Source organism: Mucilaginibacter pocheonensis (assembly GCF_031456535.1).
Classification (GTDB): Bacteria; Bacteroidota; Bacteroidia; order Sphingobacteriales; family Sphingobacteriaceae; genus Mucilaginibacter; species Mucilaginibacter pocheonensis.
The window spans coordinates 496233-519393 of record NZ_JAVDUU010000004.1; the positions used below are offsets into that span (position 1 = coordinate 496233).

A 23161-nucleotide genomic window follows, 5' to 3' on the forward strand; every position below is an offset into this window, starting at 1 on the left:
CTTGATATAAAGCTTCAAACTGAAATTTATTATTTGAAAATCATTTTACTAAGTAGATTATGGATAAACATTATGGTCAAATTGTCGAATACAGAGTCAGAAAAAATGGCTACTGTATCAGCGATCTGGGGCGGTGCATGAATGTAAACAGAAGATCCATTTATAATTGGTTCAATCAAAAACAACTAAAAAGGGATGTTATATTCCGCATCGGTTGTATCATCAGGCATGATTTCACCCAGGAGTTTCCTGAACTTTTTGAATCAGACGATTTTAAAGTTATTTATCAGGTACCAGAACTACCGCTGCGGTATGGTTCAAATTTTGACTATACCGAACAAGAATGTTGGAAAAACAAATACCTATTGCTATTGGAAAAATATAATGAAATGCTTTTGCAGAAAACAGACGAAACGTCGGTTTCTGATTACACTGCATTTGCATCCACTTTAGAATCGCCAAAATAGCTTGGTTATCCGAAAGTTCGGAACACGATTTTGCCTGGCATAAGCTGCCAATTCCCACAATGGCAATTCAGAACTCGGTTCCATCATTATCTCAGTTAAATTTCTTCGCTTTCTCGTGTTTAATTGATTAACTAATAGTTAAATATCAATTTCTTTAATCAATTTTTTCTTTCTTCCGGTCAACTCCTGTTGCCTTATAGTAAAGATTACCCCTTCTTTATAAAAAATTTTCTTGATTTTTTTTGTAACAAACTCAATACACTAAGCATTTCGTAAAGTCCTGAAAAAGAAAGGAAACCGGGTGTTATAGTACAACTAAAAAATGTTTCAATGAAAAGTATTTTTATTAAATTATTAATTATTATGACATTTAATGCAACATTTTTAACGAAATTAACGTTTAGCTGATACTATTAATTAAAATAACCCGCTTATGTTAAAAAAAAATCAACTTAAAATGGCAAGCTTGACGGGCCTTGCCTGTCTAATTTTAGCATCCTGCTCACGAAAAGAAAGCGTAGAACCCGTAGCAACAACAATTCCAGAAACCTCCCCAGAAGTACAAGCTTTAGCTGCTGTATCAAGCACAGCTAAAATTTCGATTGCTGGTTCTACTTTACAATTAGGCGTAGTTGGCCACCCAATGGGCGATGCTCCTTATGTTAAAACCCCGGCTACTACACAAATTCAGTTAATCAAAGGTATGGGAATGAAATGGTACAGGGTAGGTTTTCAAACGCTGTCTGATGGTACTATAAGCGTACCCTACTTATTTGAGCCATTAAGGTTGGCCGCGCAAGCCGGTAATGTAAGACTGTTACCTATGTTGTACACCCGTACACTTGACCTAACGGCAAGTCAGTCGGCCTCTTACAAGGCAGGAAGAACTTTGGGAAGTAACTTTGCAGCCAAGTACGGACAGTACTTTACTTATTACGATCTTGGTAATGATCTTGAACTTAAATTGCTATTGCCTAAAACAACAGGCCAAAGCCAGGCCGATTATGACCGAACTAAGTTTAATGTAGTTGCCGCCTATTTAAAAGGAATGGACGAGGGCATAAAATCAAAAGACCCTGATGCAAAAACAATGGTATCTGCAGGCTGGTTACATTATGGATTTATCAGAATGTTAGATTGGTATGGCGTTAATTTTGATGTGGTAGCGTATCACTGGTATTCTGAAATGGAAGCGATTGCCCCTAAAGCCCCTTACTATATTCCGGATATTACTAAAAAGCTAAGCTCTTTATTTCCTGATAAGCCAATTTGGTTTACTGAATTCAATTTAAGATATAAAGATGTAAGCACTCACGAAATAGATCAAAATGCATTTATATCAAATTTCATTACTAAATGCAAAAATAACCCTAAAGTAAAAGTTGCCATTATTTATGAGCTTTTCAATGAGCCTGACAAAAGCATGTTAGAAGGTAACTACGGCATTGTAAAATGGACCGATCCTTATACTTCCTGGGCAAAAAAACTTGTTTCAAAAAATCTTACATTATAAAATTCAATTTAACTCATTATATAAAGCAGGCTTAATCTGCTTTATATAATGAGTTCTGTTTACATAACAGGCACTATTACCTGTTCAGTTTATTCTCTCTCCAGGTTTCGGCCTTTTTAATTTATTTATTAATTTACCTAACTGATAAATAGATTAGCTCACCTCTGGGCCTCAATATCCTGCTTCTTACATTTCTCACTTGTACACAATTAAGTATCAAAACAGGTATTTGATAATGTGTTCCTCCCGATTTTTAATAATTTGTTCCGTTTTTTAAACTATCGTGACCGGATATTCTGTGTCAAAATATTTTTACTATGAAAATAAGCCAGACTAATAAAAATCTAAGCATAGAAACGCTCAGAGGCCTTGCTATAATTTTAATGGTATTGGGTCATGTTATAGGTTCCGCATCAGATAATGGATTAAAGGTGGCTGATGATTCCGTTTGGAGGTTCTCCTACTATGCTTTTCAGTATATCCGAATGCCATTATTCACCGTCATCTCTGGCTTTGTTTACGCGTATAAGCCCGTTTCCCGGTTTACATCCAATTCCAAGTTTATAGTAGGAAAGATCAATCGCTTATTGATCCCTTTAGTTGTTGTGGCAACGCTTTTTTATCTGTTGCAATACATTACCCCCGGAACCAATTCCAAAAACGACCTGAATGATATCTGGCGCATTTATGTGTATCCGTATGCGCACTTTTGGTTTTTACAGGGCATGATGATCGTATTCCTGATCATTACCGTGCTCGAAAACTTCAAAGCACTTGATACATTAAAATCTGCAATAATATGCCTGCTAATCGCGGCGCTGATCTTTATAGCATTGCCTTACAAATTCAATTACTTTAGCTTAAACAGAGTGCCCTTTTTGCTAACATTCTTTATCCTGGGCCTATCGCTTAAAAGATTTTACGAGGCCATATTTAAAAAGAATTTGGTTAAAATGGCAGGGTTAATATTTGTTATTTCAATAAGTTATCAGCTGTATTTGTTTGATGTGGATACAGATGTTAGAATTGCTAATCTTTTAACATTTTGCGTTGGCTCAACCGCTTGCATATTAATGATAAGTTTGGGTTATCAAAACAAAAAACTAATTTGGCTTGGCGATTTTTCTTACGGCATTTACCTGTTCCATATCTTTGGAGCCGTAACAGCAAGGGTACTATTAGCCAAATTATCGGTACATAATATTCCGCTTCAGATATTGATAGGACTAACCGCGGGGATAAGCTTTCCGGTATTGCTCAGGTTATTGTGTGGTTCAAATAAAGTATTCTCCGTGCTCTTTTTTGGAGATAAGATCAGTGCGGTTCATAAGAAAAAGCATGAGCTTGACTTAAAAAGTACAAGAAGCATAACCAGCAGCAGAACTTTTCCCAATTAATTAAAATTTATTACTTAAACCCCTAATAATTTAAAAATGGCAAACCGTAAGCGGATATTAATAACCGGAGCAGCAGGCTTCCTGGGGTCGCATTTATGCGACAGGTTCATCAAAGAAGGTTACTATGTAATTGGCATGGATAACCTGATCACCGGCGATCTGCGTAATATTGATCACCTGTTTAAGCTGGAGAACTTTGAGTTTTACAACCATGATGTATCCACTTTTGTGCATGTACCGGGGCAGCTTCATTATATCCTGCACTTTGCTTCGCCGGCAAGCCCTATTGATTATTTAAAAATTCCTATACAAACCTTAAAGGTGGGTTCACTGGGCACGCATAACCTGTTGGGCCTTGCCCTTTCCAAAGGAGCCCGGATGCTCATCGCCTCCACCTCCGAAGTTTACGGCGACCCGAACGTTAACCCGCAACCCGAAGAGTACTGGGGCAATGTGAACCCGGTGGGGCCACGCGGCGTTTATGACGAGGCCAAACGCTTTCAGGAAGCCATCACCATGGCTTATCATACCTTTCACGGGCTGGAAACCCGTATTGTTCGGATCTTTAATACCTATGGACCGCGCATGCGGCTAAATGACGGACGCGTACTCCCCGCTTTTATTGGCCAGGCCTTGAGGGGCGAGCCATTGACCATGTTTGGCGATGGTTCACAAACCCGCTCTTTTTGTTATGTGGACGACCTGGTGGAAGGCATTTACCGCCTGCTGCACAGTGATTATGCTCAACCCGTGAACATTGGCAACCCCGATGAGATCACCATCAGGCAGTTTGGCGAAGAGATCATTAAACTTACCGGCACCAACCAAAAACTCATCAGCCTGCCGCTGCCGGTTGATGACCCTAAACAACGCCGCCCAGATATTACCAAAGCCAAATCTATTTTAGGATGGGAGCCAAAAGTTTCCAGAAGCGAGGGACTAAAGATCACTCTTGATTATTTTAAATCACTGCCCGAAAAGGAAATAAACCACAAGGATTTTTCATATTGTAACAAACAGCAGCACTCAGAGAGCAGCCGGATATTACAAAATTAAACAGCAAAAATTAAACAACAATTAGTTAAAAGAAAACCCGAAACAGCAAGTTAATACTGTTTCGGGCTTTTTATTTTCATCTACAATTACAACACTATTTATTATTGGAAGCCTGGAAGTTTTTCATATTGCCTGCGGGTTTAAGGCGCGCAACGTTATTAAGTACACCACTTTTTTTAAGTGTATCTATCAGTTTCGCGTTGTAAACATTAACGCCAAACTGATTTAAATGGCTATCGTCATAATACATACTGTCGGGTAAGTTCAACACCTTGTTAAAGTTATAATACTCGCCTAAACCTGCAAACATCTTGTCAATTTCATCATTATTTGTATAAGAATTATAGTTAGCCTTTGAAAACGGCGCCTGTACTATGATATATTTAATGTTTTGGGACTTTAGCTCGGCCAGGGTTTTCTTAAACGCCCCCAATTGCAAAGCAGATATATTAATTTTTTGTGTAAATCTTACTTTCTTAAATTTAAACCTTTCATATGATTGCACATACCCCCCTGGAATATAAGTATCTCCTTTGATTTCTGTTTTCTTTTGTTTTTTTAAATGAAAAGTGTTGTTGAACGCTCCAAATATCAAGCTGTTGTAAAGCCGGATGTTATTCATTTCGAATGACATTTTTACGATATCCTTGTCCATTAACCCGCTGGATATTAAATCTATCTGCGATTCCAAGCCATCAACACCGAATAAAATAGGGTATATATCAATGATAACAAATTTGGGCTTTAAGTTCTTAACGTATTTGTCAACCAGGTACTTTGTCTGCAGAGGCGACTGAGAGCTTGAGCCCAGGTTAAAGATCGACAAACCTTCTTTTTTGAATATTCTTGGATCATAGCCCCTGTAAGCGTGTGACGACCCCACAATTATTACATCAACTCCTTTTATTTTGGCCGCGTCATTCATCCGCCTGCGGGTAAAACCCAATCCGCCAAAATCATCGAAATTTTTGGCAAGTGAGGCCGGCATGAATATCCCAAATATTAATATCGTTATGGTATAAAAAACACTGGCAAATACTATAAACAGGCATAGTCTTAATGCAAATCGCTTCATAACTTAAAATTGAAAATAAATAAAATCAGAACCGGTTGTTTCCATATACATACCTATACAAACTATTATAAACGAATAAAAGCTCCACCTTAAAACAGGTGTCCATTTCATACCGATGTTTTCAATAGCATATTTTCCTTCTCTTCCAATCCATTCAATGATCATGAATAAAATGATGATTGCAAGAATAACAGGTCTGGGTGAGGCTTGAGGGGCCTTAAATAAGTCTTTTGTAAATATACTGCCTATAATTTGAAAAGCCTGCCCTACACTTGCCGAGCGGAAAAATATCCATGCCAATACCGTTAAAGAGAAAGTCAATACAATATCAAAAAGCTCCCTTGCTGACGGCAAGAGCCTTCCCTTTGCAACAATATCAAGGTTGCTCCTGTTGGTTTTAAAAATGATGGATGGCATTATAAAGAGTGCATTTAACCCGCCCCATATAATAAAGGTCCAGTTGGCGCCGTGCCAAAATCCGCTCACAAGAAATATGATAAATGTGTTTCTAACCCTCATCCATAAGCCACCTTTGCTGCCACCCAACGGTATGTACAGGTAATCTTTAAACCAGCTTGATAATGAGATGTGCCAGCGCCTCCAAAACTCGGCTATATCCCTTGAAAAATAGGGAAAGGCAAAATTTCTTAGCAACTCGATGCCCAGTAGCCGGGCAGTACCAATGGCTATATCTGAGTAGCCCGAAAAATCACAGTAAATTTGGAACGTAAATAATAAGGCTCCCAAAACTAATGAGCTTCCGGAGTAATTTGAAGAATGGTTAAATATAAGGTTGGCATATTCCGCGCAATTATCAGCAATTACAACTTTTTTAAACAGGCCCCATAAAATTTGTCTTAAACCGTCAATCGCTTTAACATAATCAAAATGCCTCTTTTTCTTTATCTGCGGCAACAAGTGGGTTGCCCGTTCAATTGGCCCCGCCACCAAAAGCGGAAAAAAGCTCACAAACAGTGAATAATCAATAAAATTCCTTTCGGGTTTAATGCGGTCTTTATATATATCAATTACATATGACAAGCCGTGAAAGGTGTAAAAAGAAATACCAACAGGTAAAATCACATTAATTGTTGAAAGCTGCATGTGCACGCCAAAGTGACCAAACATATCAACAAATGATTGCGCAAAGAAATTGTAATATTTAAATACGCCTAAAAACCCCAGATTAACAATCACGCTTAACCAAAACCAGCCTTTCTTGCTTTTGATACTTTTTGCTTCCGACATTTTTATCCCGGTGAAGTAATCAAGCAATGTTGAAAAAACAAGAAGAAAAAGAAACCGGTAGTCCCAGCATGAATAAAAATAATAGCTGGCAATTAAAAGGAGAATGTTTTGTACCCTAAGGCTCTGTTTGTTTACTAACCAATATAATATAAATATTACCGGTAAAAAAAATGCAAAGTTTAATGAATTAAAAAGCATGAATGAAGTTTATGATTTCGAGCAATTCCATTTTCAATAAAACATCCGTTTTAATGCATAAATCGCAATTACTCAACTATACCGTTAACAATAACACAATTCAATATGTTAAATATATATAGTTTTTGAACAGCAGCCAGCATATTACCTTCACGGTTTACTACACATTAACTACACATTTTTGGGTCAGCCTTAAGAAAAAGACGGTATGGATTTCCAGTATCCTCAGAAAAAGGACACGGCTGTTTTTTATTGATTTTAGCTATTGAGAGCGCTATATTTATATGGCAAGGCTTATGGGCGAGTGTTACTTATCGCTTGCTTTCGGGGGTTTTCTTAAGATAATGAATACAGCCACTCTTACAACAAACCCAATTCAAGCCGGGCTTCATCGCTCATCATACTCCTGTCCCAGGGGGGATCAAAGGTTAGCCGTACCTCTGCCCGATTAACGCCTGGCACTGCTTTTATCCTATCTTCCGCATCCTGCAGTATTTGCCCTGCGGCGGGACAGGCCGGAGCGGTAAGGGTCATATAAACCTGCACGTCCTGATCTTCATTTATATTGATCTGATACACTAGGCCCAGGTCAAAAATATTAACGGGTATCTCCGGATCAAACACGGTACGCAACGCGTCTTCAATCTGCTCTCTACGCAAAGGTTCATTCTTCATGCTGATTGGTTTTTATTTCCTGTAAATGAAAAGCAAAGGCATACTGTTTCATTTGCCTTACCATAGCCAGCAAACCGTTTGACCGGGTAGGCGATAAATGACTACTCAAACCTATTGCATCAATAAAATACAGATCAGCTTCGGCAATCTCTTTTGGGCTGTGCCCTGATAGTACTTTGATCATCATACTGATCAGTCCGCGGGTAATAATGGCGTCGCTATCAGCCGTAAACCAAACTTTACCGTCTTTCATGAAAGAATGAAGCCATACTTTTGACTGGCAGCCTTTAATCAGGTTCTCATCCGTTTTATATCTTTCATCAATCAACGGCAGTTCTTTTCCTATTTGAATGATCTGTTCATACTTTTCCATCCAATCGGGAAATAGCTCAAATTCCTCTACCAACTCGTCCTGTTGCTCTTTGATGGTCATTTTGATTGTTATTTTAATAAGGTTATTGCTTTTCTGATACCCGCTATCAGTAAGTCAACTTCCTGTTTCGTATTGTAAAAAGCGAACGAGGCCCTGACAGTACCCGGGATACCAAAAAAATCCATAACCGGTTGTGTGCAATGATGCCCGGTACGCACGGCTATACCCTGCTTATCCAGTAATTCACCCACATCAAACGGGTGCAAACCATCTATCAAAAAAGAGATAGCACCGGCGCGCTCAGGCGCCTGCCCAATAAACCGCAAGCCATCAATGGTGGCCAGCATTTTCAGTGCATATTGCATTAAATCATGTTCCGTTTCCCTGATCTGTTCGAGGCCCAGTTCATTTAAGTAATCCAACGCGGCCGCCAGCCCAATAGCGCCGGAGATATCAGGCGTACCCGCTTCAAATTTAAAAGGAGGATCGTTATAAGTGGTTTTTTCAAAGGTCACCGTTTTTATCATATCTCCCCCTCCCTGGTAAGGTGGCAACTTATTAAGCCAGTTTGATTTCCCGTACAATATGCCAATACCTGTAGGCCCATAAAGTTTATGGCCTGAAAAAGCCATAAAATCAGCATCCAGTTCTTGTACGTCTACCGGCAGGTGCGCTACCGCCTGCGCTGCATCAATCAACACCGGGATACCTTTTAAATGCGCCTGCCTGATGATCTCTTTTACCGGGTTAATAGTACCCAGCGAATTTGAAACGTAATTTACAGCAACAAGCTTTACATTTTTGGTTAACAGGGCAGGCAAAGCATCCAACTGCAAAACACCATTGTCATCCATAGGGATAACTTTGAGCGCTGCCGCATTTTCTTCGGCTATCATTTGCCAGGGAACGATATTAGAATGATGCTCCATAGCCGAGATCAGGATATGATCACCCGGCTGCAGATATTCTTTTCCAAAGCCTGAGGCAACAAGATTAATACCTTCGGTAGTGCCTTTGGTAAAAACGATTTCATGACTGTGGGCAGCATTAATGAACTGTGCCACCTTAACTCTTGCCGCCTCATATGCCGAAGTTGCCTGTTGACTCAGTAAGTGCACACCCCGATGTACATTGCTGTTATACTCCCGGTAATAGCTATTGATTGCATTTAAAACAGCCAAAGGTTTCTGCGTTGTCGCGGCATTGTCAAGGTAAACCAATCCCCTGCCGTAAACATTTGTTTCCAGTAAAGGAAAGTCCTTTCTTATTTTGTCAATATCTAATGTTGCGGTCATATCAGGTTTCAATTAATAAATGCAAAGCATTTTCCATTTTATTGTAAACCAGTTCCTGTACATAGGCCTTAATGGCCCCGTCACTTATTTTTTCGGTAACCTCAAATAAAAAGGCCTCTACCAATAATTTTTTTGCCTCGTTTTCTCCAATACCCCTTGAACGGAGGTAGAATAAAGATTCGGGATTAAATTGCCCAACCGTGCAGCCATGGCTGCATTTTACATCATCAGCAAATATTTCCAGTTGCGGTTTGGCATGTATCTGCGCATCGCTGCTTAAAAGCAAGTTATTATTTTGCTGAAAAGCATTGGTTTTTTGCGCTTCCTGTTCTACAAAAACTTTACCGTTAAATACTCCCCGGGCCTTACCCATCAATACACCCTTGTAAATTTCGTTACTGCGACAGGCTGGATACTTATGCCTTATAGAGGTATGGTTATCCGTTAACTGCTGCCCGGCTACCAGGTATAAGCCATATAAATGAGTTTCAGAACCTGTCCCATTCAGTGTTGTGTTCAGGTTGTTGCGTAACAGATCAGCCCCGGGCAAGCTAAATGAAAAATGATCATAACGGCTGTCGCGCTGTTGCGTTACTTCATAGTGGTGTAACCAGCGTTCCCCATGATCAGGGTTCTGGATCTCATAATGCACCAGTTGCGCGTTACGGCCCACCTCTGTCTCGGTAAAGTTATTCACCAATACAACTGCGTCTGTTTTATTTACGACCGACGTTTCCAGCACAACGGCTTTTGCGCCCTCGTTAATAACGATCATTTGCCTGGGTTGAAAAAAAGTATTGATTTCAGCAGTATACAAATGCAGCAAATGCACCGGCTTGTCCAGTATTACGTTCTTTTTAACCTCCAGATAAAGGCCGTCGTTAAAAAACGCCGTATTTAACGCTATCAATGGGTTATTAAGATTGTTGCTGTTTTTTAAATGCCTTTTAAAATCGGGGGTATCGCTAATATCGTGTATGGAATCAACATTGACCATACCTTCATCGGGCAGATTTGATAGACCGAGATGAACCCGGCCATTTACGGTAACTAAAAGATAGGTATCAAGAGCAGGGATAGCAGCCTTAGCTATCAGTTGCTGAAGTACCTGTTTATTATTGACAGAGGCAGCTTGAAGGTTATAATCTTCCTTTAAAAAAGGAACAAGGCTGGTAAAGCGCCAATCCTCCTCCTTTACAGTTGGGAAGCCTTTTTCTTTGAAACGCTTAAACGCTTCCGTTTTTAGCTGTATTAAATTTTCTGATTGAACGATATCATTCGCAAGCTGTGCTTCAAACTCTTCAACCAGCCGATCATATAACGATGTGGTTTCCTGATAGATCATGATTAATCTGATTAATCCAATGGTTCGCTAAACTGATATTCCCGTTTAAGCCAGTCATATCCTTTCTCTTCCAACTCAAGCGCCAGGTCTTTATTCCCCGAACGCACAATACGCCCATCATATAACACATGCACATGATCAGGAACAATATATTCCAGCAAGCGCTGGTAATGGGTGATCAGCACAAAGGCATTATTTTCCGAACGCAGTTTATTGATTCCACCAGCTACAACACGCAGTGCATCAATATCCAAACCGGAGTCGGTTTCATCCAAAAGTGCTAATTTGGGATCCAGCATGGCGAGTTGAAAAATTTCGTTCCGCTTTTTTTCCCCTCCCGAAAACCCCTCGTTCAGTGAACGATTAGCCAGCTTGGCCTCAAATTCTACCAGCTGCTGTTTTTCCTTCGTTAAATTCAGGAATTCTTTAGCAGATAATTCGGGCTGGTTCCGGTATTTCCGGAGCTCACTTAATGCCGTTTTTAAAAAATTAATGTTGGAAACACCGGGTATTTCTACGGGATATTGAAAGGCCATAAACAAGCCCTCGCGTGCGCGATCCTCCGGCGACATGACCAACAGGTCTTTACCATCAAGCCACACCTCGCCTTCAGTTACCTTATAACTTTCACGACCGGCAAGTACCGATGCCAGGGAACTTTTACCCGAACCATTAGGCCCCATAATTGCATGCACCTCCCCGGCATTTACCTGGAGGTTAATTCCTTTTAATATTTTTTTATCTTCAATACCTGCGTGCAGGTTTTTTATTATTAACATATGCTATAGTTCTATTGCTCGCTAAGAATAATTTATTTTTTTATCCTACGCTGCCTTCAAGTGTAAGAGATAATAATTTCTGAGCCTCTACCGCAAACTCCATAGGTAGTTGGTTCAATACTTCTTTGGCATAGCCATTAATGATCAAAGCGATGGCCTGCTCGGTATCAATTCCTCGCTGATTGAGGTAAAAAACCTGATCTTCGCCAATCTTGGATGTTGTAGCTTCATGTTCAATTGTAGCTGTATTGTTTCTGGAATCGATATAAGGAAATGTATGCGCCCCGCAATTATTACCGATCAATAAAGAATCACATTGCGTGAAATTGCGCGCGTGATCTGCCTTACTGCCCATTGCTACCAATCCCCGATAATTATTTTGACCTTGCCCGGCAGAAATACCTTTTGAAATGATCCGGCTTTTGGTGTTGGCACCTATGTGGATCATCTTGGTACCGGTGTCTGCAATCTGATGGTTATTGGTTACCGCTACCGAATAAAATTCGCCGGTTGAGTAATTTCCCTGTAACAATACACTCGGATATTTCCAGGTTATGGCTGAGCCGGTTTCTACCTGTGTCCATGATATTTTTGCATGGTCGCCACGGCATGCTCCTCTTTTGGTCACAAAATTATAAATGCCGCCTTTCCCTTCTTTATCGCCCGGGTACCAATTTTGTACCGTAGAATATTTGATCTCGGCATCTTTTAAAGCGATAAGCTCTACCACAGCAGCATGAAGCTGGTTCTCGTCGCGCATAGGCGCGGTGCAGCCTTCCAGGTAACTTACATAACTGCCTTCATCGGCAATTATCAAAGTGCGTTCAAACTGCCCGGTATTTTCGGCGTTGATCCTGAAATAAGTAGACAGTTCCATAGGGCAACGCACACCTTTAGGAATATAAGCAAACGAACCGTCAGAAAATACAGCCGTATTCAAAGCGGCAAAAACATTATCAGAATGAGGTACCACTGTACCCAGGTATTTTTGAACCAGTTCGGGATGTTTTTGCACCGCTTCGCTGATAGAACAGAAAATAATGCCCAGCTCGTTCAACTTTTCTTTATAGGTAGTTGCTACTGATACGCTGTCAAAAACCATATCGACGGCAACGCCTGCCAGTAATTTTTGCTCGGAAACCGGTATGCCCAGTTTTTCAAAGGTTCTCAGAAGCTCCGGATCTGCTTCTTCCAAGCTGCTGTATTTTGCCTGTTGCTTGGGTGCTGCATAATAAGATATTTTCTGAAAGTCGATTTCGGGCATTTTAAAGTTTTGCCAGTGCGGCATCTCCTGTTTCCTGAAAGCCTCCAGACCTTTCATACGCCAGTCCAACAGCCATTGTGGTTCGTCCTTTTTTGCAGATATCAGCCTTATTGTATCCTCATTGAGCCCTGCGGCAGCAATATCCATGGCAATATCGGTTACAAAACCAAACTCATACTCCTGGCTGGCCAATTTATCGATGATAGGATTGTTATCCATAATTAACAATTATTGATCAAAAACTTAGTGCTATGATAGGTTAAGGCGAATTTGTTATTCAAAGAACCGGTTCCGGATAAATAAGTTTGAAACCTAAATCGGGCTTTTGAAAACTAAAATTAAATTTACCCGTTTTTAATCTGGTTTGGGTAATCTTTAAGCAATTTTATAGAAAAACCCAATGCGGAGGATACATAAACAAGCGGATTGCCCGCCAGAGGGTACTCATCGAAAAGATCAGTTGAGTAATGGAAAAATATACATAAAAATAAAAAGGCCGTGCAATTTGTGTGCACGACCTAACAGTATTAACTGAAATTATTTATAAAGAACGATACAAATCAAAGTTTGTGGTGATACATTTATTGATGGGCAATATCCTCTTGAACCACCCGATTACCACCACTGCCCTGATACTGATAATTTAAATGAAAAGTTTTAGTTGCAGGATCATACGTATTTGTTAATCCCGCAACCGGTATTAAAGGCTGCGTTGCACTTACATTTCCACTTACAGTTACATCATTAGTGGCTTCATTTATAGTAAGCGTCATTGAACCGCCAATGTCACCAATTTCTGTAGTAACCGAGGTTGGCCCAGCCGTAGTTAATGTTTTATCACGATCAATAGTACGGTCACCATTAACCGGATGATGGAATACACCTGTCGAATGGTATTCACCGTCATACTTGTTTTTAACACTAAAAAATGCAAGTAAGGTGTCTTTGCTTGCTGCATGTACAGTTAAACCATCAGCATTTGTTATTTTATATGCAACGGCATATTTCTTTGTTAAATCCCATTTGCTGCCATTAAGCTTAATGGTAAAAAATTTCTGAAACTCGCCATTAGTAAAACTGAAAGTTAAATTACCATTAGCGTTTGCTGATACACCAGACCCGCCTATGGTATATAAAGACGCAGGCAGCAACTCAAACTCAGTGTCATTTGCATCATTGTAAGCTGTAATTGCGGCTGGAATGGATGTTAAAATTACCGTGCTGTTTTTTTGGAGATCAGCTGAGGTTCCCGCATCTTTTTTAAGAGCAAACACGTCCACCGTTTTAATACTCGTAAAAGGATCAAAAAATAAAGGTTGATTAAGCCCTCCCGGAAAACCGATATATGATGTGCCCGCTTGAGTATCACTTGCTGCTTTATCAGCAGCTGGTTCTTTTCTGCACCCTGCCAAAACGAGAGCAGACGCACAGGCCAGAAACAAATATTTAAAAAATATATTCTTTTTCATGTCTTTTTAATTTTTAAAATTAATTAGTTGTTCTTGTATCCCACCATACATGCGCATCCTGTGTATCACCACCGGCTATTCTGGCGACAGCTGCCTTAACATTGGTTCCGTTTGTATTGTATTCAGATGTAGCATATGTAAACCTGCGTACAATTTGTTTGGAGGCGTTTGTTGCATCGGGAGCAGGAGTAAGCTTAGGCCAACCTGTTTTTCTCCAGATAGCCCAGGCAGCATGGCCATCAGGGTAACTGGATATCCACCTTTGAGTAGAAATATTTTTCACTTGAGTACCGGTAATATCGGCATTAGGAGTATTGGTTACCGGAAATTGTGCCAAATATGCTGCTGAAGGAGTTCCGGCACCCCACTGGGCAAATGAAGCGGTTATTCCTGTATTATAATCGGTAACAATGGATTCAGGAATCCAACCCAGGTTAGCAGCCTCTGCACGGGCCAGCCAAACTTCTGCAGCACTGATCAGCATGACAGAACCGCTTTCGGTACGCAGGTCACCACGTAATACGCGGGCCCAGGTAGGGTTTTTATCCGTAAAATCCAATACACTTAAGCGCACTAAACCATACGGAACACCTATATTTGATGTAGCTATGTTACCGGGTTGCTCACTTGCCCCGCCAAATGCGGCCTGCCTTGGATCATTTGTTGCTGCCGTTACATCTGTTAACGTTTTTGCTTCTGCAAAATCCTTTCTACCGTTATAAAGACTCCACCAGGCACTCTTGAAAACACCACCCGGATAGTTTAAAACAAAATTCTGGCTGTTATCAGTAATAACGCCGGCAGCTATCGCTTCCTTAACAGCTGTAGCCGCGTAGCCTGTGGCAGAAGGTACCCTGTTTGATAATTGAATGGCAGCTAATAATTTAAGCGAATTGGCCATTCTTTTCCATGAAGCCACATCGCCACCATAAATTATATCGCCAGCCAAGGTTGATGAAGAATCAAATTCACCGGAAGCCGACGTCAGCGTAGCAATTATACCTTTATAAATATCTTCCTGGGTATCATACTTTGGTGTAACAACAGCACTGCCTTTTAAAGCTTCACTATAAGGAACATCGCCCCACGAATCTGTAATTACCCAGTAAAGATATTGCTGCAAAATCTTGGCGACAGCTGTTGTATTTTTACTTTCATTTAGATTAATAATAATTTGCAGGTTATTCAGACTACCACTATTTTGCTTGTCATTCGTGTTAGTGCTATAGTCATTGGCAAATGAGTTTTGCGGCAAATTATATAAGGATGTACCTGAATATTGCGTTTCTGTAAAATATTGAGCGTACTGCCCACCGTTTATAGCCTCTTGCTTTGTAGAAGCGAAACCAGCAAGGTCTGCCTGCACATTGGTTAACAGGGCAGCCGTAATTGGTTTTGTAGTATTGCCCGGGTCATTATTGACATTGCCAAAGTCCTTGAGCTTACTGCAACCCGCACTTGATAAAATAAATGCGCTTGCTAATGTATATATATATATCTTTTTCATTTTGCTTAAATCTTATGATTTGTAATTCTTAGAATGTTACCTTAAGGTTAAAACCAAAGCCCCTGGTGCCTGGCCACTGAGCCGTTTCACCCTCAGATGCGGTTATTTCAGATGGGTCAAAATCTTTGGTTTTGGCATATAACAGGAATAAGTTACGGCCTGTCAGTTCAAACCTTGCTGATTGAATAGATTTTAATCCAAGTTTAGCAACCGGGATATTATAACCAACAGCAACCTCACGCAGTTTCACAAACGTTAGATCATAAATGTAGGGATCGTAAGTTTTATTGTTTGTTAAGCCCTGATAATATGCTTTAGCCTCAACATAATAAGTAACAGGACTATTATTAGCATCAACACCGGTAACTTTAACGCCACCGCCGTCAGCAACAGGGTCACGTACATTCTTGCCCTTATCATTAAGAGCCGCGGTGTTTGCAGTAAGGCCGCTATACTGACCCCATCTGTTTGACAGGGAAACAAATTTACCGCCAACCTGGTAGTCAATATTTGCACTTAACAGGAAATTTTTAAATATGGTGAACGTATTTTGTAAACCACCTGTAAACTTCGGCAATACACTACCAAAGTATACGTTTGGATCATTTATATATGCACCATCTGAAGTAAGGATAGGAATTCCATTTGCATTACGTTTAATGCCATTGCCATATATTTGCCCCCATTCTTTACCTTTTTGCTGAATCAGATAAGGCATATCTGAGCCCCATACACCGGCAACCGTTACGCGGTCAACCCCGTATTTATTACTGATTTCAACAACTTTATTTTCAAGTACCCTTGCAAAGTTGGTATTAACAGTCCAGGTGAAATCTGGTGTTTTAAATGGTGTTCCACCGGCGGTTAGCTCTATACCTCTTTTTTTGATCAATCCAATATTGGTTAAGATACTGGAAACGCCGCTGGCTCCATTTACAGATAATTGAACCGGGATACCTTTGTCATCTCCCTGATAGTAAGTACCGGCAAAAGTAATCCTGTCATTCAAAAATCCCAGATCCAAACCAAACTCTGTTTGTTTTGTGGTTGTTCCGTGAAGCGCAGGATCAATGTAAACACCGTTTCCTACCTGTAGCAGGTTACCATCCCATTTATTTGCATTAATAGTATATGTAGTATTGTTTCTGTAAGCACCAAAGTTTTCTGTGTTGGTACCCAGTGCCAAAGGAATTTCACCATATGAAGCCCTGATTTTACCAAAACTCAACCAACTTTTGACTGAAGGCAATAGTTCGCTAAATACAAATGCACCTCCGAATGACTTTGATAATACTGAGTTTGCCCCCTTGGCTGCTGACAACGTAGAGAACCAGTCATTACGCAAAGTAACATCAGCAAACAACCAGTTTTTATAACCAATGGAGGCTTTACCAAATAATGCCCGGTATTGCTCCTGAGTCCTTGTGTTAGTAATTGTGGGGGCATCCACAGAGTTGTTTACGGTATAAAGATCATCAACACTTAAACCATTATTGGTATGAGCGTAATTGTTTTTATAGGTTGAGTTATAAAAGTCGCTACCAACATTAGCGTTTACATGAAAATCAGCTATTTTTTTATCATAAGTGATCAGCGTTTCGTAATTCTCCCTATTTTCGTAAGAGGTTCCTGAATCGTAGCCGCCCTTAACACCTGTTTGGGTACCGCTGGCTTGTAACTGTGAGCTTGTTTTTTGCTCGTACCATCCATTGGTTGCATTTTTAGTATATCTGCCCCTGATGCTTAAATCGTTGTTAAGCTTATAGGTTAATGAAATGTTTCCGTATAAACGGTCACGTTGTTCCGTTTTTGTCCACAATTCTGCCCATTTATATGGATTATACCAGTAGTTAGCACCATAAAAAGAAGCAGGATCTGCTGGGTCATATGAAGTTGGGTTCTGGTGGTTCCAGCTTACAAGTGTACCATCAGGCGAGGTAAGATCTTTTAATTCTTTCATGATACCCATGTCCAGGTCGCGGTGGAACCATGAATTGAATGACCCGCTTGTTGAGCTCGCATAAGCATCATTTATTTGTCCGTTAACTTGCTGGCCAATAAAGTTAACACTTGCACCAACTGTAAAATGTTTGTTCAGATCGTAGTTGGCATTTAAGCTGAACGTATTTTTATTAAGGTTGCTACCCGGCAAAATACCTTTAGTGTTTTGGTTGCCATAAGACATCCTGATGTTATAATCATCCGAAGCCTTGGTAAATGCAACGCTGTTGTTAAAAGAAACACCTGTTTGAAAAAAATCTTTGGCATTATCAGGCTGTGGGCTCCATTTGGCTGTTTTAAAAGAGTATGGAGTTCCGGCAGCCCAGGCATACCATGGAATATATTCCTGCCCAACCATTTTAGGTCCCCAGCTGCTATCATCGGTATAGTCAGGATAGTATTTGCCATCTAAGGCTTTCCATCCTACAGGATCTCCCTCTTTCCATGTGTATTTTATGAAGTCGGCAGACGCACCACCGCCATAGGTATTTTGGTAATTAGGTAAAATATAAACTTTATCAAAGTTGGCACCCAGATTCACTTCAATGCCAACCCCTTTGGCTTTTCTACCTTTTTTAGTGGTAATAACAATAGCGCCATAAGCACCTTGCGAACCAAACTGGGCAGAAGCTGCCGGACCTTGTAAAACAGTTGAGCTTTCAATATCGTCGGTGTTCAAATCGTCGGAGTTTGGCAAAATTGTACCGTCAACCACGTACAGCGGGTTATTACCCCCTCCGAAACCTGTGGCCCCGCGCAACCTGATGGTTGTGTTGCGTCCCAAAGCCGCTGCCGATTGGCTTCGTACCTGGATACCTGCAACCTTACCAGCTAACGCATTGTTCATGTTTGGCTGACGGATGGTGTTTAAAGCTTCTGATTTTACAACCTGAGCCGCGTAAGAAGCCGAACGTGACGACTGCCTGGTACCGTAAGCACCAGTAATAATTACTTCAGTTAGTTGATTATTATTAGTCGTTAAAGCAACATTTACCGGACCAGCACCAATTTGGACAGTAGTGGTGGTGTAGCCAATAAAACTAAATACCAGCGTTTTGGCGGAGGCTGGTACACTTAGCACAAACTGGCCATTTGCCCCTGTTTGTGTACCAATTGTTGTGCCTGTGATTCGTACAGATACACCTGGTAGTGGTAATCCGTCGTCTTTTGCTGTTACCGTGCCGGTAACCGTTTTGTTTTGTGCATATACCCCGCTAATAAATAGCACGACAAGACACAAACTTGTGAGTAAGAGTTTTTTCATTGTTAAGAATCAGTTAAAAGTTAATTCTCAAATTTACAATTTTGGCATTACCAACCAAATAAAAATGAAAAAACATTAAAATAAAGTCAAAAATGTTATAAATATTAAAATAAATGTAGATTATATTAAAATATATGGCAAAAACGATAATTTTTACCACTTTTTCATCAAAAATTCATGGATTTTTTATAATATAAGGCTTGGATAAATCGTTTTATCAAAAAACGACCGATCTTTTGATAAAACCCTATTAAAATATCTTTTTTTTATTCAAAAGCATATAAAAACATCCTATTATTAACAAAATAATAATACTAAAATCATACTCAATTGATTATAATATCGTTGTTTCCCGACGGTTTTTAACGGAAATTTTAATTAATAAAGCTCTTTATCGTCAAAAAAATCGTTAAAGTGTATCATTATCGAACAATTTTACCCCCTCAAATCCACTACATATCGCTATTTAGCGCTCGCTAACTCCCTTTCAGGCGACAGGTATTTTCATCTCAAAAAAGGTTGAAAAAGTTTGGAAACCGCGGCCCGGTCCTGAGCCTGATTAGCCAGTATGAGCGTTATGTTAAGGCTAAAAACCATCGAAAAAAGTGTGAGAAACAGATAGGACAAGTTAATATTTAACACTTTTTTGATCCGTTTTATAACGTTTTTTAAAAAAACTTTAAACCATCAAAAAAACCATCAAAAACCAACGAGAATCATTTACTATAATTACAAACAAAGCCGCGTTTTTTAGTGTTTGCTATTCATACCTTAAACAAAATGGACAAGCAAGCTCTTTCAAATATTGCTCAAAAAATGATGGCTGGCGATAAGGGCCTTTTAGCCATGGACGAGAGCATAGCCACCTGCAATAAACGCTTTGCAGAAGCAGGCATACCACAAACCGAAGAATACCGCCGCAAATACCGGGAACTGATAGTAACAACGCCTAAACTTGGCGAGTGCATAAGCGGAGCTATATTATTTGACGAAACCGTAAAGCAGGCCACAGCTGATGGAACGCCGTTTATTGACCTGCTGGTGAATGCAGGCATTATCCCGGGTATTAAACTGGATGAAGGAGCTAAAGACATGCCTGCGTTCCCGGGTGAAAAAATAACGGAAGGTCTTGACGGATTGCGGGAGCGATTGAAAAACTATGCAGCGGCCGGTTTAAAATTTGCCAAATGGCGCGCGGTGATTCTTATTACAGCCAACACCCCTACCGATGGTAATATTTACGCCAACGCTCATGCACTGGCCCGTTATGCCGCCCTTTGCCAGGAAGCCGGCCTTGTTCCCATAGTGGAACCCGAGGTGCTGATGGACGGCGACCATACTATTGAGCGCTGCTTTGAGGTAACGCAACGGGTTTTACATATTGTATTTGAAGTACTTATACAGCAGCGCGTTTACCTGGAGGGAATGATATTAAAACCTAACATGGTAGTACCCGGTCTGGGTTCAAGCGCACAGGCCGATGCCGAACAGGTGGCCGACGCTACTATTAAATGCCTGCTGCGCTGCGTGCCCGCGGCTCTCCCTGGCGTGGCCTTCCTTTCGGGCGGCCAGTTGGCGCAGGACGCGAGCGCCCACTTAAATGCCATGCATGTAAAATACAAGAACAAATTACCCTGGGCGCTTACATTTTCGTTTGCAAGGGCCGTTCAGCAACCGGCAATGGAATACTGGAAAGGTAAAGATGAAAATGTGGCCATTGCCCAGCAGTTGCTGTACAAACGTGCCAGCATTAATAACGCGGCCCGCCGTGGCGAATATGAGCCGGCGCTTGAAAAATAATTGATAAAACCAGGCAGACACCGGTATTAATAAACAGACTCCGCTATTTGGGGATACTCTTTTCCATTTCGCTGTAAATTTGGTCAAGGATACCGCCAATTTTCATATACTCCGCTTTTAGCCGGGCCGATTCAATTTCTGATTCGTCCTGCAGTAAGTTTATATTGGTTATTGAATCAAAGTCCGAAGATTCGCTTTCCAATGCTTTTAGGGTACTCATGCTTTTTAACAAACCAATAAGATGCGTATTCTTTTTAGTGAGATACATAAAATGGGTAACCGTTTTGGAGTATTCGGCTGTTACCTCATTTATCCTCCTGTTACATTCAGGGATCCTGTCGCGAAACAACAGGAACTGGGCATAATGCTCATTGTTCAACGTATTATCCAAAACATAATACCTGAACCAAAACGAACGGCTTACTTTAAGCCAGGCAAGTTCTTTATAGAACTGAACAAGCAAAACCGCGAGCCTCCTTTCTTCGGCTAACAATTTAAGCCGCGATTTATCCCGCTCCTTTTTCCGGCCCATTGATGTTATCAATACCTGAGTAAGCAGGGTAAGCAAGGCACCGATAGTGGCACTCAGCAGTGTTTTTATTTCGGGGCTTAAAGTATCGTTTGATTTTACCGCTTTCAGTATCTTATCTACCTGGCTGTCTGATAAAACTAAAAATGTAGTATCGCGGTTTACTGAACTTTTGGCGGGTGTTGTGGTATCAGCAGGTAAGCGTACCGTTGAGCCGTCCTTTTTTTGAACCGGCTTTGAACCCTCCTTTAAATGTTTCGCTGCCGCGGTACCTGTTAATGGCACTGCCGCCTTACATGCTAAATGTAGCATGGTAAGGATGATAAAAACTAATTGGGCTGATTTCTTTTTCATACTCGACAGCGACATTTAAGCCAATGCGGGATCATTCGATCTTTTAATATCAATGCGTATATTAAATTTATAAGTAATTACTGAATATACAATACCACGGCCTGAGTTTCCATATAAAAAGAGCTGCCAAGTTTTAAAAGCCTGGTAACGCTTATAATTTAACATGAGACGCAAAATTTTTGTAACTATATTAGTTTACCCTAATAAAACGTGTTGTGCGATTAAAAAGCTAAAGCATATTTAAGATGATTTAGCGGTTTGTTATTGTTGATATTGATTCATTCCATCAGCTAGGAATTGGTTTAATTGCTGAAGATATGGTGCCAGCATTTTCTGCGGCGGTTAAAGTTATATTGATTTTTGCGTTTAGTGTGCTGTCATTCCAACAAATATTTTGCAAAGAACGCTATTGTAAGATCAGCATCCTTCGCGTTAAAAACATGGCCCAGGTTGGGTTGTACAACTATATCCAGTTTGTCGGTGGCGTTCCTGGCCTTGTAGGCGTCGGTTACCGTACCGAAACCGATCTGTGCACCGGGGTATGGGTTGTTAGGGTCCTTGTCCTTATTTAATATCAGTAAAGGCCGCGGCGCGAAAAGCCGTATCATTGAAGGGCAATCAAACTCGCCGGTTATGCCGGGCAGTATCTTGTCCCATACGGCTTTTACATTGGCCTGGTTAACGGTGCTGTCGCCCAGGTCATGGGCGGCTTTTTTATGGGCGTCGCCAATAGTGCCGGCACGGCCTTGCCATTTGTTATTCTCCAGGCTCCATTTAAAGCTTTGTACAGCAATACCCAGCACCGCCGCGTGTATCCTTACATCTACCGATGCCGCCATCCAGGTCTCCATCCCACCCATGGATATGCCGCCCATACCTATACGGTCGGCTTTAACGTCAGGGCGGGTCACCAGGTAATCCACCAATCGCCACAGATCATAAGAGGTATCATACAAAAAAGGATAGGCATGGTGTGTTTGGTTGTTGGTTTTAAAGGCCTGGTAAGCGGCCTCGGTATATTCTTTACTGCCGTGAGCGCCGCCGGGTATGCGCTGGCCATGGTAACGCGCGTCAATAGCTACACCCATAATGCCCAATTTGGCCAGTTTGATAAATATGGCCCTGATGTCGCCCTGATCCTTAGTGCCGCCGGTGCCATGCAGGAATATCGCCACCGGGAACCTGGTTTGCCCGGCTATTACCGGTTTATAAATAAGCACCGGCATGCGTTCGTTGGCTTCGGTATAGATACTCCCGGTATCTACCTGTATCGAACCCATGCTTACGTTGCCGAACCGGGGCTTCGGGTCCACCATCGGGCGGTTCAATAGATCTTTAAAATCCCGGGCTACTTTGTCTGGCAATGGGTAGTTCTCTGCCTGGCCAAATGCGATCACGGCATTCATCATCAATAAAAATAAAAGCGCAGTGAACCTTATATCTGGTTTGGTCTTCGGCATGATGTGGGAGCTAATTGATAACTAAATATAGAAAGTTTCAATATAATGCACGACTTTTTATTCCATTTTATATCACTTCCAATCGTGCAACG

General features: G+C 40.9%; 18 protein-coding genes. 5 read left to right on the forward strand and 13 right to left on the reverse strand.

Features of this window, described 5'->3' with window-relative positions; all coding sequences use genetic code 11:
• Positions 1 to 59: 59 nt before the first annotated feature.
• From J2W55_RS20315 to J2W55_RS20330, 4 genes are all read left to right on the forward strand, one after another.
• Positions 60 to 467 carry a hypothetical protein gene (locus tag J2W55_RS20315; RefSeq protein WP_310100107.1) on the forward strand — a complete coding sequence of 136 codons (408 nt, stop codon included), beginning with the start codon at positions 60 to 62 and terminating at the stop codon, positions 465 to 467.
• A 433-nt stretch (positions 468 to 900) separates the two neighbouring features.
• A complete protein-coding gene (locus J2W55_RS20320) occupies positions 901 to 1980 on the forward strand; it encodes a glycosyl hydrolase (RefSeq protein ID WP_310100110.1) in 1080 nt (359 codons plus the stop codon).
• Positions 1981 to 2297: 317 nt separating this feature from the next.
• Positions 2298 to 3377: an acyltransferase family protein gene (locus tag J2W55_RS20325; RefSeq protein ID WP_310100112.1), complete on the forward strand. Its 1080-nt coding sequence runs from the start codon at positions 2298 to 2300 to the stop codon at positions 3375 to 3377.
• A gap of 36 nt (positions 3378 to 3413) precedes the next feature.
• Positions 3414 to 4433 carry a UDP-glucuronic acid decarboxylase family protein gene (locus J2W55_RS20330; RefSeq protein WP_310100114.1) on the forward strand — a complete coding sequence of 340 codons (1020 nt, stop codon included), beginning with the start codon at positions 3414 to 3416 and terminating at the stop codon, positions 4431 to 4433.
• Between the two features lie 94 nt (positions 4434 to 4527).
• On the opposite strand, the gene J2W55_RS20335 is transcribed toward J2W55_RS20330, so the two are convergent.
• From J2W55_RS20335 to J2W55_RS20385, 11 genes are all read right to left on the reverse strand, one after another.
• Positions 4528 to 5508 carry a hypothetical protein gene (locus J2W55_RS20335; RefSeq protein ID WP_310100116.1) on the reverse strand — a complete coding sequence of 327 codons (981 nt, stop codon included), beginning with the start codon at positions 5506 to 5508 and terminating at the stop codon, positions 4528 to 4530.
• Between the two features lie 3 nt (positions 5509 to 5511).
• Complete coding sequence (locus J2W55_RS20340) at positions 5512 to 6756, reverse strand: MBOAT family O-acyltransferase (RefSeq protein ID WP_310100122.1); 1245 nt, start codon at positions 6754 to 6756, stop codon at positions 5512 to 5514.
• 558 nt (positions 6757 to 7314) lie between these two features.
• On the reverse strand, positions 7315 to 7629 hold the full coding sequence (locus J2W55_RS20345) for a DUF59 domain-containing protein (RefSeq protein WP_310100125.1): 315 nt from the start codon (positions 7627 to 7629) through the stop codon (positions 7315 to 7317).
• A complete protein-coding gene (locus J2W55_RS20350) occupies positions 7619 to 8062 on the reverse strand; it encodes a SufE family protein (protein ID WP_310100128.1) in 444 nt (147 codons plus the stop codon). Before J2W55_RS20350 ends, J2W55_RS20345 begins: the two co-directional genes overlap by 11 nt.
• An 8-nt stretch (positions 8063 to 8070) precedes the next feature.
• A complete protein-coding gene (locus J2W55_RS20355; RefSeq protein WP_310100131.1) occupies positions 8071 to 9297 on the reverse strand; it encodes an aminotransferase class V-fold PLP-dependent enzyme in 1227 nt (408 codons plus the stop codon).
• Position 9298: 1 nt separating this feature from the next.
• The gene (gene sufD / locus J2W55_RS20360) at positions 9299 to 10642 is read right to left on the reverse strand and encodes a Fe-S cluster assembly protein SufD (RefSeq protein WP_310100134.1); all 1344 of its coding nucleotides are present in this window, start codon (positions 10640 to 10642) and stop codon (positions 9299 to 9301) included.
• 11 nt (positions 10643 to 10653) lie between these two features.
• On the reverse strand, positions 10654 to 11421 hold the full coding sequence (sufC, locus tag J2W55_RS20365) for a Fe-S cluster assembly ATPase SufC (protein ID WP_310100137.1): 768 nt from the start codon (positions 11419 to 11421) through the stop codon (positions 10654 to 10656).
• Between the two features lie 40 nt (positions 11422 to 11461).
• Positions 11462 to 12904 (reverse strand): Fe-S cluster assembly protein SufB, encoded by a 1443-nt coding sequence (sufB, locus tag J2W55_RS20370; protein WP_310100140.1) that lies wholly within the window; start codon positions 12902 to 12904, stop codon positions 11462 to 11464.
• A gap of 362 nt (positions 12905 to 13266) precedes the next feature.
• Positions 13267 to 14154: a BT_3044 domain-containing protein gene (locus tag J2W55_RS20375; protein ID WP_310100142.1), complete on the reverse strand. Its 888-nt coding sequence runs from the start codon at positions 14152 to 14154 to the stop codon at positions 13267 to 13269.
• A gap of 19 nt (positions 14155 to 14173) precedes the next feature.
• A complete protein-coding gene (locus tag J2W55_RS20380) occupies positions 14174 to 15661 on the reverse strand; it encodes a SusD/RagB family nutrient-binding outer membrane lipoprotein (RefSeq protein WP_310100145.1) in 1488 nt (495 codons plus the stop codon).
• Positions 15662 to 15689: 28 nt separating this feature from the next.
• Positions 15690 to 18926: a SusC/RagA family TonB-linked outer membrane protein gene (locus J2W55_RS20385; RefSeq protein ID WP_310100148.1), complete on the reverse strand. Its 3237-nt coding sequence runs from the start codon at positions 18924 to 18926 to the stop codon at positions 15690 to 15692.
• A gap of 780 nt (positions 18927 to 19706) precedes the next feature.
• Between J2W55_RS20385 and J2W55_RS20390 the strand changes: the two genes are divergently transcribed.
• Complete coding sequence (locus J2W55_RS20390) at positions 19707 to 20726, forward strand: class I fructose-bisphosphate aldolase (RefSeq protein WP_310100151.1); 1020 nt, start codon at positions 19707 to 19709, stop codon at positions 20724 to 20726.
• Positions 20727 to 20769: 43 nt separating this feature from the next.
• Here the strand turns inward: J2W55_RS20390 and J2W55_RS20395 are convergent, their stop codons facing one another.
• Both J2W55_RS20395 and J2W55_RS20400 read right to left on the reverse strand, forming a co-directional pair.
• Positions 20770 to 21609, reverse strand: coding sequence for a hypothetical protein (locus J2W55_RS20395; protein WP_310100153.1), 840 nt, complete (start codon positions 21607 to 21609; stop codon positions 20770 to 20772).
• Positions 21610 to 21986: 377 nt separating this feature from the next.
• On the reverse strand, positions 21987 to 23069 hold the full coding sequence (locus tag J2W55_RS20400) for an alpha/beta hydrolase family protein (protein ID WP_310100156.1): 1083 nt from the start codon (positions 23067 to 23069) through the stop codon (positions 21987 to 21989).
• Positions 23070 to 23161 lie beyond the last annotated feature (92 nt).